Origin of the sequence: Georgenia sp. 311 (assembly GCF_006151955.1) — a bacterium.
GTDB lineage: Bacteria > Actinomycetota > Actinomycetes > Actinomycetales > Actinomycetaceae > Oceanitalea > Oceanitalea wutianyii.
In genome coordinates, this window is the sequence record NZ_VDFS01000006.1 from 25,568 (window position 1) to 39,877 (window position 14,310).

Consider the following 14,310-nt stretch of genomic DNA (forward strand, 5'->3'; position numbering starts at 1 on the left):
ATGCTAACGCCGCCCCGGGGCGGGGCCGGAACGGGGGCGGGCGGAGCGCGTCAGGTGAGCCCGGCGTCGTGGACGCACAGGGCGATCTGCACCCGGTTGGCGGCCTCGAGCTTGGTGAACAGGCGACCGATGTGCGTCTTGACCGTCGCCACGCCCATGTAGAGCTCGGCCGCGATCTCGGCGTTCGACAGCCCTCGGCCGATGGCGACGGCGACCTCCCGCTCCCTCTCGGTGAGCCGGGCGACCCGCTCGCGTGCCGCGCGCTCCCTGGAGTCGTCCTGGTTCTGCGTTGCGACCGAGATCACCTGGGCGGTGACGCTCGGGGAGAGCATCGGCTCCCCGCGGGCGGCCCTCAGCACGGCGTCGACGAGGTCGGCGGGCGGGGTGTCCTTGAGGAGGAACCCCGTCGCTCCCTGCCGCAGCGCGGTGAGCACCATCTCGTCGGTGTCGAAGGTCGTGAGGACGATGACGCGGGCGGTGGAGCCGCGCTCGGCGAGCCGGCGGAGGGCCGCCAACCCGTCGAGCCGGGGCATGCGGATGTCCATGAGGACGACGTCGGGGCGCTCCCGCTCGACGACGGCCACCCCCTCGTGCCCGTCGGGCGCCTCGCCCACGACCGTGATCCCGGCGTGCCCGCCGAGGATGAGCCGCAGACCCGCTCGGACCAGGCCGTCGTCGTCGACGATGACCACCCGCACCGGCGTCGTCATGTGCTCTCCTCCCACGGCAACCAGGCTCGCACAGTGAACGAGCCGTCCGGACCGGCGTCGTGCTCCAGCGCCCCGCCGGCGAGCTCGACCCGTTCGCCGAGGCCGAGCAGCCCGAGTCCGGCACCGGGGGTGCCGGGGGCAGTGCGCGACGGCGGGCCGTTGACCACCTCGACGGTGAGGAGGCCACCGGGGGCGCCGGCGAGCCGGACGACGACGGCGCTGCCCGGGGCGTGCTTGGACGCGTTCGTCAACGCCTCCTGGACCACGCGGTAGGCGGTGCGGGACGTCGTCGCAGGCAGCTCGCGCGCGGGCAGCCGGCCCTCGGGCAGCCCGGCGGCGTCGACCGTGACGTCGACGTGAGGGCTCGCGGCCGCGACGAGCTCGGTCACCTGGGCGAGCTCGGGCTGCGGCGGCTCGGGCGCCACGTGCTCCCCCGGGCTCCCGGCCCGCAGCACCCCGAGCACCTGCCGCAGCTCGCTGAGGGCGAGGTGCGCGTTGTGCTGGATGACACCGGCCGCCTCCGCGGTCTCCTCGCGGCTGAGGTCCGTGCGGTAGGCGAGGGCACCGGCGTGCATCGCGACGAGGGAGATCCGGTGGGCGAGCACGTCGTGCATCTCGCGCGCGATCCGGGTGCGCTCCGCCTCGCGCGCGGCCTCGGCCTTGAGCGCCTGCTCCCGCTCCGCGGTCTCCGCGCGCTGGCGCAGCGTGGACAGCAGCTCGCGGCGGGCGCCGACGTAGAAGCCGGTGGCGATGCACGTCGCGACCACGCCCACGGCGATGCTGCTGGAGAGGATGACGAAGGCCGTGGTGCTCGTGTCCTCGAGGAGGCTCGGGCGCCACAGCCCTTCGTAGACGACGGTCGCCGCGACCCAGGCGAGGACCACCGGGAGGACGAGGCGCCACCGCCGCCAGGTCGCCGCCGAGACCGCGGCCACCGCGGCGGCCCCGAGCGCTGCGGTCGACACCCCGGTGAGCAGACCGGTCACGACGCCGATGACGGCCGGGTAGCGACGACGCAGCGGCAGGAGGAGGAGGGCGAATATGCCGAGCAGCCCGTCGAGCAGGAGGGCGACCCCCATCCGGGCCTCCACCTCGGTGGGAACCGCGCCCTCCTGCGGGAGGAGGTCGACGGAGGTGAAGATCCACATGAGGAAGGCGATGCCGGCCGCCGCCAGGTACCGCCACGTCCTCGACCACGGGCGCAGGGCCGGCGGGCCGGGAGGGCTGAGGGCCGGCGACGCGCCGGCCGGGCCGGCCCCCCGGCGGGAGGCAGGCGGGGACGGGGCGGCGAGCTGCATGACCGCCAGCCTAGGGACACACGGGGGCGCCTCCGTCCACCTCCCGGCCGGCGCGGGTCCGACCAAAGTCCGACCCGCGCGAGCCCCGGCTCCGATCCTTCGCGCCGCGCGGGCCGGGAGGGTGGTTCCCATGATCACCGCAGAGAACCTCACCAAGCGGTACGCCGACCACCTCGTCGTCGACACCGTCTCCTTCACCGCCGGGCCCGGGCGCGTCACCGGCTTCCTCGGCCCCAACGGCGCCGGCAAGTCGACGACGATGCGGATGCTCACCGGCCTCACCCGCCCGACCGCCGGGCGCGCCACCGTCCTCGGCGTGCCGTTCACCTCCCTGGCCAACCCGGGCCGGCACGTCGGTGTGCTCCTCGACGCCGCCGCCCAGCACGCCGGGCGCACCGGGCGCGAGATCCTCACCGTCTCCGCACAGCTCATGGGGCTGCCCTCGCGGCGCGTCGAGGAGGTCCTCACCCTCGTCGGGCTCACCCCGGCCGAGTCCAGGGCGCGCACCCGCACCTACTCCCTCGGCATGCGCCAGCGTCTCGGCCTGGCGCACGCCCTCCTCGGTGAGCCCGCGGTGCTCGTCCTCGACGAGCCGGCGAACGGTCTCGACCCGGCGGGCATACGTTGGCTGCGCACGCTCCTGCGCTCCTTCGCCGACTCCGGGGGAACCGTCCTGCTGTCCTCCCACCTCCTGCGCGAGGTCGAGGCGGTGGCCGACGACCTCGTCATCATCGGTGGTGGCCGGATCGTGGCCCAGGGCGCCGTCGCCGACCTCCTCGCAGCCCCCGGGACGCAGGTCCACAGCACCGACGACCTCACGCTCGCGGCCGTCCTCGCGGCGGACGGGCACGACGTGTCCCCCACCGGCCCGGGCCTCGCGACGTCCGCGACCACCGAGGAGGTCGGGCGCCTCGCCCTCACCGCCGGCGTCGTGCTCACCGAGCTGCGTCCCAGCTCCTCCACGGGCCTGGAGCAGCTGTTCTTCGACGCGACCGCCCAGCACGGGCGAGAGGAGATCCCCGCATGAGCACCACCACGACCACCGTCCCCGCCCGCCCGCGCCAGGCGCGCGGCAGCGGCGTCCCGTTCACCCGCCTCCTGCTCGTCGAGCTGCGCAAGCAGGTCGACACCCGCGCGGGAGCCTGGCTGCTCGCCGTCATCGTCCTGCTCAACGCGGCCCTCATCGCCCTCGTCCTGTTCACCGGCGAGCCGCAGAGCAGGACGTGGCAGGAGCTCACCACCGCGTCGTCGTTGGGTCAGCTGATCCTCCTGCCCCTCATCGGCATCATGGCCGCGACCGGCGAGTGGTCCCAGCGCACCGCGCTCACCACCTTCACCCTCGAGCCGCGGCGCAGCCGGGTCAACCTCGCCAAGCTCGTCTCGGCCTGGGGGCTGGGCCTGGTCGTCATGGCGGCCGCGCTCGCCGTGGGCGCCGTGTCCAACGTCGTCGGGGCGGTCCTGCTCGACGGCGACGGCGCCTGGACCATGGAGTGGTCGGTGCTCGGCGGGATGCTCCTCGCGCTCGTCCTGCTCGTGAGCCAGGGGGTGGGCTTCGGGCTCGCGCTGCTGAGCACGCCGGTGGCGATCGTCGCCTACCTCGCCCTGCCCACCGCCTGGACCGTGCTCACCGCCCTCGTGTCGGGGCTCCGGGAGCCGGCGCAGTGGCTCAACCTCGACTCCGCGATGGGCCCGCTCATGGAGGGGACGATGACCGCGACCGGGTGGGCACAGCTCGCCACGTCGGCCGCGGTGTGGGTGGGCGTGCCGCTGGCCCTCGGCCTGTGGCGCACGGCGCGCCGCGACGTCTCCTGACCTGCCTGCGGTCCCCGGCGCGTGCCGGGGACCGTCAGTGCGTGGGCAGCGGGATGCCGGTGAGGGCGACGGCGTCCTCGACGTGCGCGGCCAGGCCCTGGTGGATCTGCTGCATCGCCCGCGTCATGACCTCGCGGTTGCCGCCCTCGCCGCGCTCGGTGTCCACGACGATCGGCTTGCCGAACACGACGTGGAGGCGCGAGCGCGGCGGCGGGACGTAGCCGACCTTCTTGCCCGTGGGCCGGGTCCCGAGGCAGGCGACCGGCACGACCGGCGCGTTGCCGTGGACGGCGAGCCACGCGACGCCCGCACGGGTGGACTGGACGGTACCGCTCCCCCGGTTCCCCTCGGGGAAGATCCCGACGACGCGGCCCTCGCTGAGCATCTGCTGGGCGACGACGAGCGCGGCGCGCCCGTTCTTCCGGTCGACCGGGATCTGGCCGGCGAGCGTCATGAGGAAGCCGAGCGGGGAGTCCCAGAACTCCTGCTTGATGATGAAGTGGGAGCCACGCGGGACCGCACCGTGCAGGAGCGGACCGTCGATGACGCCGGTGTGGTTCGAGGCGATGATGACCGGGCCGTCCTGCGGGACGTGCTCGGCACCGTAGACCTTCGTGTTCCACCACACGTGGTCGAGGAACTGGCCCACGCGCCGCGACCAGATCGGCCCCCAGCGGTAGATGTCCTCGGCCTTCGTGCGTGCCCCGCGTGAGAGCTCAGTGCTCACCGCTGCTCCTGCCGCACCTGCTCGACGACGCCGAGTGCCACCTCCAGGGTGCGCGCCGCGTCCATCCGCGAGGAGTCGATCGTCACGACGCCGTCCGCCGCGGTGAGGAACGTCGAGACGGTCGAGTCACGTGCGTCGCGGCCCACGACCTCGGCGTGCGTCGCGGCGAGCGAGTCCGGGTCGTCGCTGCCGTGCAGCTCGCGCGCACGCCGCGCGAGGCGTGCCTCCTCGTCCGCCGTGAGGAGGATGCGCACGTCGGCGTCGGGGGCGACGACCGTCGTGATGTCGCGGCCCTCGGCGACGATGCCGCGACCCTCGCTGAAGCCGGCGGCGCGGCGCTCGGCGGCGATGATCGCCCGCTGCCGCTCACGCAGCTCGGCGCGCACGTCGAGGTTCGTCGCCACCACCGAGACGATGGAGGAGATGTCCGAGCCGCGGATCTCCGCGGTGATGTCGACGCCGTCGCACACGACCGCCGGGGCGGCCGGGTCGATGCCCATCTCGAGCGGCATGACCGCGACGGCGGCCGTCACGGCGTCCGGGGAGTCGAGGTCCACGCCCTGCCGCCGGCACCACCAGGTGGCCGCCCGGTACATCGCGCCGGTGTCGAGGTAGGCCAGGCCCAGCGCGGACGCCAGCCCCCTGCTCACCGTCGACTTGCCCGACCCGGAAGGTCCGTCGATCGCGACCGTCACCGGCGCTGTCATTCCGCCACCACTCTCCACCCTCGGTTGGTCAGTCCGTCCTCCAGCGCCGCGGCTGCGGCCGGCACCACCGACAGGTGCGCGATGCCGACCCGCGCCCCCGCGGAGTGCTCGAGCTGGAGGTCCTCGATGTTCACGCCGAGCTCCCCGACCTCGCCGAAGAGCCGGCCGAGCTCACCCGGCTCGTCCGGGATGAGCACCTGCACGGTCGTGTAGCGGCGCGGCGCGCCGCCGTGCTTGCCCGGGATCCGCGCGACCCCGGTGTTCCCCGCGTCGATGACGCGGCTGAGCGCGCCAACGGCGCCCGGTGCGAGCGGGCCGCTCGCCGCGGCCTTGTCCAGGCCCTCGATGAGCGAGTCGATGCCCGCGCGCAGCCGGCGCAGCCCCTCGCCCACCGGGGCGGCGTTCCCGACGAGGATCGCGGCCCACAGTCGCGGGTCGGACGCCGCGATGCGGGTGACGTCCCGCAGCCCCTGCCCCGCGAGGGACAGCGCCGACTCGGGCGCCTCGACGAGCAGGGACGCGACGAGCGAGGCCGCGAGCTGGGGGACGTGGGAGACGACGGCGACGGCGGCGTCGTGCTCCTGCGGGTCCAGCGACACCGGCAGCGCGCCGAGGTCGAGCGCGAGGCCGCGGACGGCGGCGACGGCGGCGGGGTCGGCGTCGCCGGTCGGGGCGATGACCCAGGGACGCCCGGCGAAGAGGTCGGCGTCGGCGGCGGCGGCGCCGGAGCGCTCACGGCCCGCCATCGGGTGGGAGCCGACGTAGCGGGCACCGTCCTGGCCACCGGCGGCGACCTCCGCGGCGATGACCGCCTTGACGCTCGCGACGTCGGTGACGACGGCGCCGGGGTGGCGGCGGAGCATCTCGAGCACGACCGGTCCCGCGACGTCCGGGGGCGTCGCGACGACGACGAGCGCCGGCTCGGGGCTCCCCTCGCCGACCGGCTCGCCGGCGCCCATGTCGCGCGCGAGGGCGAGCGCGGAGGGCGAGGAGTCGGACAGCTGGACGGGGACGTCGAGGCCGCGCAGGCCCAGCGCGATGCTCGTGCCGAGGAGACCGGTGCCGACGACCCTGACCGGACCTGCCGTCAGGGGGGCCGCCTGGGTCGTCACGCTGCTGCTTCCTCCTTGCCCACGCCGCCCGACGCGGCGCCCGGGACAGAGTACCCCCCGGCTCACAGGTCGACGCTCGACATCAGCGTGCCGAGCTCGGTGCCCTCCACCACTCGTGTGTGGCCGGGCTTGAGCCGCCCGAGCCGCACGTTGCCGAAGCGGGTGCGCACGAGCCGGGTCACGGGGTGCCCGACGTGCTCGAGCATCCGGCGCACGATCCGGTTGCGGCCCTCGTGCAGCTCGATCTCCACGACCGACTCCGTCGGCAGCGTCTCGAGGACGGTGAAGCGGTCGGCGCGCGCCGGCCCGTCCTCGAGCTCCACGCCGTCGAGCAGCGCCCGTCCGAGCGACCGGGGCACCTGGCCGCGGACGGTGGCGACGTAGGTCTTGGGGATCTCGTAGGACGGGTGGGTGAGCCGGTGGGCGAGCTCGCCGTCGTTGGTGAGGAGGAGCAGGCCCTCGGTCTGCTCGTCGAGCCGCCCGACGTGGAACAGCCGCTCGTCACGCTCGGCGGCGTACTGCGAGAGGTCGGGCCGGCCCTGCTCGTCGTGCATCGAGGAGACGACGCCGGCCGGCTTGTGCAGCGCGATCGTCACCTTGGTGTCGTCGAGCTGGAGGCGCACGCCGTCGACGTGGACGACGGCGGTGGCCGGGTCCACCCGGGTGCCGAGCTCGACCCTCCGCCCGTCGACGGTCACCCGGCCGTCGACGATGAGCTGCTCGCAGGCACGGCGGGAGCCGTAGCCGGCGGCGGCCAGCACCTTCTGCAGGCGGACACCGTCGGGGGTGTGGGCATCGGGGGTCATCGCAGCTCCTCGTCGAGGTCGTCCAGGGCGTCAAGGTCGGGCAGGTAGGGCGCGAGCGGGGGCAGGTCGGCGAGCGAGCCCAGGCCCATGCGCTCGAGGAAGTAGGCGCTCGTGCGGTAGAGGACGGCGCCGCTGTCCTCGTCGTGGCCCGCCTCCTCGATGAGACCGCGGGCGAGGAGCGTGCGCACGACGCCGTCGACGTTGACGCCGCGGATGGCCGCGACCCGGCTGCGCGAGACCGGCTGGCGGTAGGCGATGACGGCGAGCGTCTCGAGCGAGGCCTGGGTGAGCCGGGCGGTCTGCCCGTCGACCACGAAGCGGCCGACGACGTCCGCGTACGTCGGCGCCGAGTAGACCCGCCAGCCGCCGGCCACCTCGCGGAGCTCGAACCCGCGCGGGCGTCCGCCGCGCTCCCCCGCGTAGTCGGCGGCGAGCTCGGCGAGGAGCTCACGGACCTGGCCTGTGGGCAGGCCGAGCACCCCGGCGAGCTGCGCCGCGGGCACGGGCTCGTCGACGACCATGAGGATCGCCTCGAGCGCCGCGAGGTGCTCGCGCGGCATGACGTCGTCGGGCACCGGCTCGTACTGCGGCACCTCGGCCTCACTCATCGTCGGTCTCCTCCTCGCTCGTCGCGTCGTCGTACTCGTCGGCCACGTCGACGTCGCCGTCCTCGCTGCCCGCCCACCGCACGGTGAGCTCGCCGAGCGGACGAGCCTGGTCGAAGGCGATCGCCCCCTCGCGGAAGAGCTCGAGCAGCGCGAGGAACCGGGAGACGACGACGGCGGTCGAGGCGGCGTCGTCGGTGAGCGCGCGGAAGGTCGCGGAGCGCGTGCGGCGCAGCCGGTCGACGAGGATCGCCGCCTGCTCGCGCACGGACACGACCGGCGCGTGCAGGTGGCCCAGGTCCACCTGCGGCGGGCCGGGGCGCGGGGCGAACGCAGCGGCGGCGAGCTCGGCGAGCCGCTCGGGTCCCACGCGCAGGACGAGCTCGGGCAGCAGGGCGGCGAAGTGCGGCTCGAGCCGGACCGAGCGCGGGTAGGACCGCGAGCCGGTGGCCCAGCGACGCTCGAGGTCGGCGGCCACCTGCTTGTAGGCGCGGTACTGGAGCAGCCGGGCGAAGAGGAGGTCGCGGGCCTCGAGGAGCTCGAGGTCCTCCTCGTCCTCCACCGAGCCGCGCGGCAGCAGCCGGGCGGCCTTGAGGTCGAGGAGCGTCGCGGCGACGACGAGGAACTCGCTCGCCTGGCCGAGGTCCCAGTCCTCCTGACCGGACAGGTGGGCGATGAACTCGTCGGTGACCTGCGCGAGGGCCACCTCGGTGATGTCGAGCTTGTGCTTCGCGATGAGCGAGAGCAGCAGGTCGAAGGGTCCGGAGAAGTTCTCCAGCGTCACCGCGAACGGCGCGCGGCCGTGCCCGTCGGACGCCTCGGGTGGGACCGCCGCCGGGTCAGGCGACGTCACCGCGGGCGACGAGCTCACGGGCCAGCCTCCGGTAGGCCTCGGCGCCCGGGTGGCTCGGGGCGTAGGTCGTGATCGGCTCGGTGGCGATGGTGGCGTCGGGGAACTTGATCGTCCGGTTGATGACGGTCTCGAAGACGCGGTCGCCGAAGCCCTCACGGACGCGCTCGAGCACCTCGCGGGCGTGGAGGGTGCGCCCGTCGTACATGGTGACGAGGATGCCGTCGAGCTGGAGGCGCGGGTTGATCCGCTCGCTCACCTTGTCGATCGTCTCCATGAGGAGCGCGACGCCGCGCAGCGCGAAGAACTCCGCCTCGAGCGGGATGACGACGCCGTGCGCGGCCGTGAGCGCGTTGACGGCGAGCAGACCGAGAGAGGGCTGGCAGTCGACGAGGACGACGTCGTAGTCGTCGGCCACGGGGCGCAGCACCCGCGTGAGGGCGTGCTCCCGGGCGACCTCGGTGACGAGGGTGACCTCGGCGGCGGACAGGTCGATGTTCGCCGGGACGATGTCCAGGCCCTCGACGGACGTCTCGCAGATGATCTCCCGGACGTCCGAGCGGGGCTCCATGAGCACCGAGTAGATCGTGCGGTCGAGCTCGTTGGCGTTGATCCCGAGCCCGGCCGAGGCCGCGCCCTGGGGGTCGAAGTCGACGATGAGGACCCGCCGGCCGTACTCCGCCAGCGCAGCGCCGAGGTTGATGGTCGTCGTCGTCTTGCCGACGCCGCCCTTCTGGTTGCACATGGCGATGATGCGGGCCGGCCCGTGGCCGCTGAGCGGCGCAGGCACGGGGAAGTCGGCGGCCTGCCCGGACGTCTGGGCGTCGATCAGGGTCGGCTGCTTGGGGTCGGTCACGGTGCCACGTTAGTTGCCCGTCGCCACCTGAGGCGAGCAGGCGCGCGGAGGTTCGGGCATTCGGCACGCGACGGCGGACGGTCGCCCGGGATGCGGCGGGCGGGCCACGCCCCCATTCTTGGCCTCACGAACCACCTCGAGGAGGAGTCATGGGACTCGGAGACATGGCACGCAAGGCCAAGGACGCGCTCAGCGGCGAGCCGGACGAGCAGACCGGCGTCGACGGCGTCAACGCGGTCGGCACCGCCGGGGGCAGCGGGAAGACCTCGGGCAACACGACGGCAGGGGCCACGGAGCCGGGCCCGGCCGCGACCACCGGCCGCCACCGCGCCGACGGCGAGCCCGACGCCGGCACCGGCGACCACCGCGCCTGACCCCTGCCCGCCGCCCCCTGCCCGTGGCGGTCAGCCGCGGGCGCGGGGGTGGGCGGTCGCGTAGACCTCGCGCATCGCCTGGACGGTGACCTGGGTGTAGATCTGCGTCGTCGTCACCGACGCGTGCCCGAGCAGCTCCTGGACCACGCGCACGTCGGCGCCGCCCGCGAGCAGGTGGGTGGCGAAGGAGTGGCGCAGCGTGTGCGGGGAGACGCGGTCGCCCAGCCCCGCGCGGGCCCCGGCGGTCTGCAGCACCGCCCAGGCGCTCTGCCGGCTCAGCGGGTTGCCCCGCTGGTTGAGGAAGAGGGCCGAGGTGCCCCGGCCGGCGTGCGCGAGCACCGGGCGGGCACGCACGAGATAGGCCTCCACGGCCTCCACGGCGAAGCGGCCGACCGGCACCACCCGCTCGCGGCGTCCCTTGCCGAAGAGGCGCACGGTCCCGCCGTCGAGGTCGAGGTCGTCGGCCGAGAGCCCCACCGCCTCGCTGATCCGCGCGCCGGTGCCGTAGAGCACCTCGAGCAACGCCCGGTCACGCAGCGGGACCGGGCCGTCCCCCAGCGACGCGGCCTCGAGCAGCCGCTCCACGTCGTCGGTGCTCAGTGCCTTGGGCAGGCGCCGTGCCGTCGCCGGGGCGCGGACCTCGGCGCTCGGGTCCTGCGGCGCGTGCCCCTCGAGCACGGCGAAGCGGTGCCAGCCGCGCACGGCGACCACCGCTCGCCCGGCGGAGGAGACGGCCAGGGGCCGGCCGCCGTCGGACCCGGTGCGCAGCACCTCGACGTACTCCGCGACGTCCGTCTCCACCACGTCCGACAAACGCCGCCGCCCGCGGCCGCCGAGGTAGGTGGTGTACCGCTCGAGGTCGCGCCGGTAGGCGGCGAGCGTGTGCTCGCTGAGCCCGCGCTCGACGGCGAGGTGGGCGAGGTACTCCTCCAGCGCCCGCTCCAGGGCAGGCGCGACGGACCGCGCAGACGGTGTCGTCGTGCGGGTCGTCACCGGTCTAGAGGGGCAGGAAGGGGTCGACCGCGACGGCGACGAAGACGACCGTGAGGTAGGTGATCGAGGCGTGGAACACCTTCATCGCCGCGAGCTTGCCGCGCTCGGGGTTCCGGGCGCGCACGAGCAGCCGGACGCAGCCGTAGAGGAACCACGCCCCGGCCAGGCCGGCGACGACGGCGTACACCCACGTCATCCCCGCGACGGGCACGAGGAGGAGCGAGCAGGCGACCATCGCGGCGCCGTAGGCGAGGATCTGCACGCTCACCTGGGAGCTCGAGGCGACGACGGGGAGCATCGGCACCTCGGCGCGGGCGTAGTCCTTGCGGAAGCGCATGGACAGCGGCCAGTAGTGCGGCGGCGTCCAGAAGAAGATGATCCCGAAGAGGACGACGGCGGGCCACTGCACCGTCCCGGTGACGGCCGACCAGCCGATGAGCACGGGCATGCAGCCCGCGGCCCCGCCCCAGACGATGTTCTGGCTCGTGCGCCGCTTGAGCAGCATCGTGTAGCCGACGACGTAGATGGCGATCGCGCCGAGGGCCAACCAGGCCGAGGCCCAGTTGACGAGCAGGCCGAACCAGAGGAAGGCGAGGACGCCGAGGACGATCGCGAAGACCGTCGCCTGGCGCACCGACAGCACGCCGGTGACGAGCGGGCGCTGCTTCGTCCGGTTCATCAGCCGGTCGATGTCCCGGTCCAGGATCATGTTCCACGTGTTGGCCGAGCCGGCCGCCGCGTACCCGCCGACGACGGTCGCGACGGTGAGCCACAGCCCGGGCCAGCCGTCAGCGGCGAGGAAGAGCGTGGGGATCGTCGTGATGAGCAGGAGCTCGACGATCCGGGGCTTGGTGAGGGCGACGTAGGCCCTCAGCCGGTCACCCCTCGTGCTCGACGGACCGGCAGGTCCGGGGCTTGACCGGAGGGTCGAACGGTCGGACACGGCGGGTGCACCTTCCTCGGTCTGGCGTCCGGGCGCCGGCTCCACACTTCGCACGCGTCGTTCCACTTCCCATCTCACGGTCCGGCCGTCAGGGACAGCGCAGGTCCCGTCATCCTACGGTCCAGGGAGCGCGTCCTGGCCCAGCGCGCACCGCCGCGTCGCTGCCGAGTTGCTCACACCCGGGTGCGGCCCGGGCACCAACTGGCAACAATCCCGGCGTGGCGGAGAGCGGCGATAGGGTCCAAGCATCCGTTGTTCTCCCGGCCGCTCGTCGGCCGGCCTGTGACACACACCCGAGGGAGACCTAGTGAGCGACACCAGCAGCCGGACCGGCTGGACCGATCTCGACCACCGGGCGGTCGACACCGCCCGCGTGCTCGCCGCAGACGCCGTCCAGAAGGTCGGCAGTGGGCACCCCGGCACGGCGATGAGCCTCGCGCCGGCCGCCTACCTGCTCTACCAGAACGTCATGCGTCACGACCCGGCGGACCCGCACTGGCTCGGCCGCGACCGCTTCGTCCTGTCCGCCGGCCACTCGGCCCTCACCCAGTACATCCAGCTGTACTTCTCCGGGTACGGGCTCGAGCTCGAGGACCTGCAGGCGCTGCGCACGTGGGGCTCCCGCACCCCGGGTCACCCGGAGTACCGCCACACCGACGGCGTCGAGGTGACCACCGGCCCGCTCGGCCAGGGCCTGGCCAACGCGGTCGGCATGGCCATGGCCGCCCGTCGCGAGCGGGGCCTGCTCGATCCCGACGCCGCCCCGGGCACCAGCCCCTTCGACCACAACATCTACGTCATCGCCTCCGACGGCGACCTCCAGGAGGGCGTGACCTCCGAGGCGAGCTCCATCGCCGGCACCCAGGAGCTGGGCAACCTCATCGTCATCTGGGACGACAACCGGATCTCGATCGAGGACGACACGAACATCGCCTTCACCGAGGACGTCCTCGCCCGCTACGCCGCCTACGGCTGGCACACCGAGCGGGTCGACTGGACCCAGGGCGACACCACCTACGCCGAGGACACCGACGCGCTCCTCGCCGCGGTCCGCGCCGGCCAGGCCGAGACGCGCCGCCCGACGATGATCGCGCTGCGCACGATCATCGGCTGGCCCTCCCCCACGAAGCAGAACACCGGCGCGATCCACGGCTCCGCGCTGGGCGCCGAGGAGATCAAGGGCCTCAAGGAGGTCCTCGGCTTCGACCCCGAGCGCACCTTCGAGGTCGCCGACGACGTCATCGCCCACGTCCGCAAGGTCCGTGACCGGGGCGCCGCCGCCCGCGAGGAGTGGGACCGCCACTACCAGGCGTGGCGCACCGCCAACGCCGAGGGCGCCGCCCTGCTGGACCGCCTGCGCACGCGCGAGCTGCCCGAGGGCTGGGCCGACGCGCTGCCCACGTTCGAGGAGGGCAAGGCGGTGTCCACCCGCGCGGCCTCCGGTGAGGTCCTCAGCGCGCTGGCCCCGGTGCTGCCCGAGCTCTGGGGCGGCTCCGCCGACCTCGCCGGCTCGAACAACACGACGATGAAGGGCGAGCCGTCCTTCCTGCCGGTCGAGCGCTCCACCAAGATGTTCCCCGGCAACCCCTACGGCCGCACCCTCCACTTCGGCATCCGTGAGCACGCGATGGGCTCGATCCTCAACGGGATCACCATCCACGGCCTCACCCGCCCCTACGGCGGCACGTTCCTCACCTTCTCCGACTACATGCGCCCGGCCGTGCGCCTCGCCGCGCTCATGGGCGTGCCGAGCACGTTCGTGTGGAGCCACGACTCCATCGGCCTCGGTGAGGACGGCCCGACGCACCAGCCGATCGAGCACCTCGCCGCGCTGCGCGCCATCCCGGGCCTCGACGTCGTCCGTCCCGCGGACGCCGCGGAGACCGCCGTCGCGTGGCGCACGATCCTGGAGAACACCGAGCGGCCCGTCGGCCTCATCCTCACCCGCCAGAACGTGCCCAACCCGGCGCGCGGCTCCGGTGCGGCCGAGGGCGACACGCTGGCCAGCGCCGAGGGCACGGCCCGCGGTGGCTACGTCCTGGCCGAGGCCGCCGGCGGCACGCCGCAGGTCATCCTCATCGCCACCGGCTCCGAGGTGCAGATCGCGCTCGAGGCCCGCGAGATGCTCCAGGCGCAGGGTGTGGCCACGCGCGTCGTGTCGATGCCCTCGCGCGAGTGGTTCGCGCTGCAGGACGACGCCTACCAGGAGGAAGTCCTGCCCGGCTCGGTCAAGGCGCGCGTGTCGATCGAGGCGGCCATCGCCCAGGGCTGGCACGAGCTCGTCGGCGACGCCGGCCGCTGCGTGAGCCTCGAGCACTACGGCGCCTCCGCCGACTACCAGCGCCTCTACGAGGAGTTCGGCATCACGGCCGAGGCGACCGTCGCCAAGGCCCACGAGTCGCTGGCCGCCGCGGGGACCGACTCCCCCGGCGCCGACCAGGAGCCCTCCCGCGGGGGTACGGGCGACCTGCCCAAGTAGCGGCACCGGTCCGGCGGCGGCAGACTGCCGCCGCCGGA

15 protein-coding genes are annotated in these 14,310 nt (G+C 74.1%); 4 read left to right on the forward strand and 11 right to left on the reverse strand.

Annotated elements, in window-relative coordinates:
• Positions 1 to 50: 50 nt before the first annotated feature.
• Both FHE66_RS00620 and FHE66_RS00625 read right to left on the reverse strand, forming a co-directional pair.
• On the reverse strand, positions 51 to 710 hold the full coding sequence (locus FHE66_RS00620; protein WP_139071062.1) for a response regulator transcription factor: 660 nt from the start codon (positions 708 to 710) through the stop codon (positions 51 to 53).
• The gene (locus FHE66_RS00625) at positions 707 to 2,008 is read right to left on the reverse strand and encodes a sensor histidine kinase (RefSeq protein ID WP_139071063.1); all 1,302 of its coding nucleotides are present in this window, start codon (positions 2,006 to 2,008) and stop codon (positions 707 to 709) included. The genes FHE66_RS00620 and FHE66_RS00625 overlap by 4 nt, the downstream gene beginning before the upstream one ends.
• Positions 2,009 to 2,138: 130 nt before the next feature.
• On the opposite strand from FHE66_RS00625, the gene FHE66_RS00630 reads away from it, so the two are divergent.
• Together FHE66_RS00630 and FHE66_RS00635 are read left to right on the forward strand one after the other, a co-directional pair.
• The gene (locus FHE66_RS00630) at positions 2,139 to 3,035 is read left to right on the forward strand and encodes an ABC transporter ATP-binding protein (RefSeq protein WP_176554592.1); all 897 of its coding nucleotides are present in this window, start codon (positions 2,139 to 2,141) and stop codon (positions 3,033 to 3,035) included.
• Positions 3,032 to 3,820 (forward strand): ABC transporter permease, encoded by a 789-nt coding sequence (locus FHE66_RS00635; protein ID WP_139071065.1) that lies wholly within the window; start codon positions 3,032 to 3,034, stop codon positions 3,818 to 3,820. The genes FHE66_RS00630 and FHE66_RS00635 overlap by 4 nt, the downstream gene beginning before the upstream one ends.
• A 34-nt stretch (positions 3,821 to 3,854) precedes the next feature.
• On the opposite strand, the gene FHE66_RS00640 is transcribed toward FHE66_RS00635, so the two are convergent.
• The 7 genes from FHE66_RS00640 to FHE66_RS00670 form a co-directional block, all read right to left on the reverse strand.
• The gene (locus FHE66_RS00640) at positions 3,855 to 4,547 is read right to left on the reverse strand and encodes a 1-acyl-sn-glycerol-3-phosphate acyltransferase (protein WP_255303554.1); all 693 of its coding nucleotides are present in this window, start codon (positions 4,545 to 4,547) and stop codon (positions 3,855 to 3,857) included.
• On the reverse strand, positions 4,544 to 5,254 hold the full coding sequence (cmk, locus tag FHE66_RS00645; RefSeq protein WP_139071066.1) for a (d)CMP kinase: 711 nt from the start codon (positions 5,252 to 5,254) through the stop codon (positions 4,544 to 4,546). The genes FHE66_RS00640 and cmk overlap by 4 nt, the downstream gene beginning before the upstream one ends.
• On the reverse strand, positions 5,251 to 6,366 hold the full coding sequence (locus FHE66_RS00650) for a prephenate dehydrogenase (RefSeq protein WP_139071067.1): 1,116 nt from the start codon (positions 6,364 to 6,366) through the stop codon (positions 5,251 to 5,253). The genes cmk and FHE66_RS00650 overlap by 4 nt, the downstream gene beginning before the upstream one ends.
• A 62-nt stretch (positions 6,367 to 6,428) precedes the next feature.
• Complete coding sequence (locus FHE66_RS00655; protein WP_139071068.1) at positions 6,429 to 7,172, reverse strand: pseudouridine synthase; 744 nt, start codon at positions 7,170 to 7,172, stop codon at positions 6,429 to 6,431.
• Entirely contained in the window at positions 7,169 to 7,732 is a 564-nt protein-coding gene (gene scpB / locus FHE66_RS00660; RefSeq protein WP_255303555.1) for an SMC-Scp complex subunit ScpB, read from the reverse strand. Before scpB ends, FHE66_RS00655 begins: the two co-directional genes overlap by 4 nt.
• A 40-nt stretch (positions 7,733 to 7,772) precedes the next feature.
• A complete protein-coding gene (locus FHE66_RS00665; protein ID WP_230976611.1) occupies positions 7,773 to 8,561 on the reverse strand; it encodes a ScpA family protein in 789 nt (262 codons plus the stop codon).
• Between the two features lie 55 nt (positions 8,562 to 8,616).
• Positions 8,617 to 9,483 carry a ParA family protein gene (locus FHE66_RS00670; RefSeq protein WP_369692748.1) on the reverse strand — a complete coding sequence of 289 codons (867 nt, stop codon included), beginning with the start codon at positions 9,481 to 9,483 and terminating at the stop codon, positions 8,617 to 8,619.
• A gap of 149 nt (positions 9,484 to 9,632) precedes the next feature.
• Between FHE66_RS00670 and FHE66_RS00675 the strand changes: the two genes are divergently transcribed.
• On the forward strand, positions 9,633 to 9,857 hold the full coding sequence (locus FHE66_RS00675; RefSeq protein WP_139071071.1) for a hypothetical protein: 225 nt from the start codon (positions 9,633 to 9,635) through the stop codon (positions 9,855 to 9,857).
• A gap of 30 nt (positions 9,858 to 9,887) precedes the next feature.
• Here FHE66_RS00675 and xerD read toward each other — a convergent pair whose 3' ends face one another.
• The gene (xerD, locus tag FHE66_RS00680; protein ID WP_218013572.1) at positions 9,888 to 10,850 is read right to left on the reverse strand and encodes a site-specific tyrosine recombinase XerD; all 963 of its coding nucleotides are present in this window, start codon (positions 10,848 to 10,850) and stop codon (positions 9,888 to 9,890) included.
• Between the two features lie 4 nt (positions 10,851 to 10,854).
• On the reverse strand, positions 10,855 to 11,724 hold the full coding sequence (locus FHE66_RS00685) for a heme o synthase (protein ID WP_230976613.1): 870 nt from the start codon (positions 11,722 to 11,724) through the stop codon (positions 10,855 to 10,857).
• 376 nt (positions 11,725 to 12,100) lie between these two features.
• On the opposite strand from FHE66_RS00685, the gene tkt reads away from it, so the two are divergent.
• Complete coding sequence (gene tkt / locus FHE66_RS00690) at positions 12,101 to 14,272, forward strand: transketolase (protein WP_139071073.1); 2,172 nt, start codon at positions 12,101 to 12,103, stop codon at positions 14,270 to 14,272.
• Positions 14,273 to 14,310: the final 38 nt, after the last annotated feature.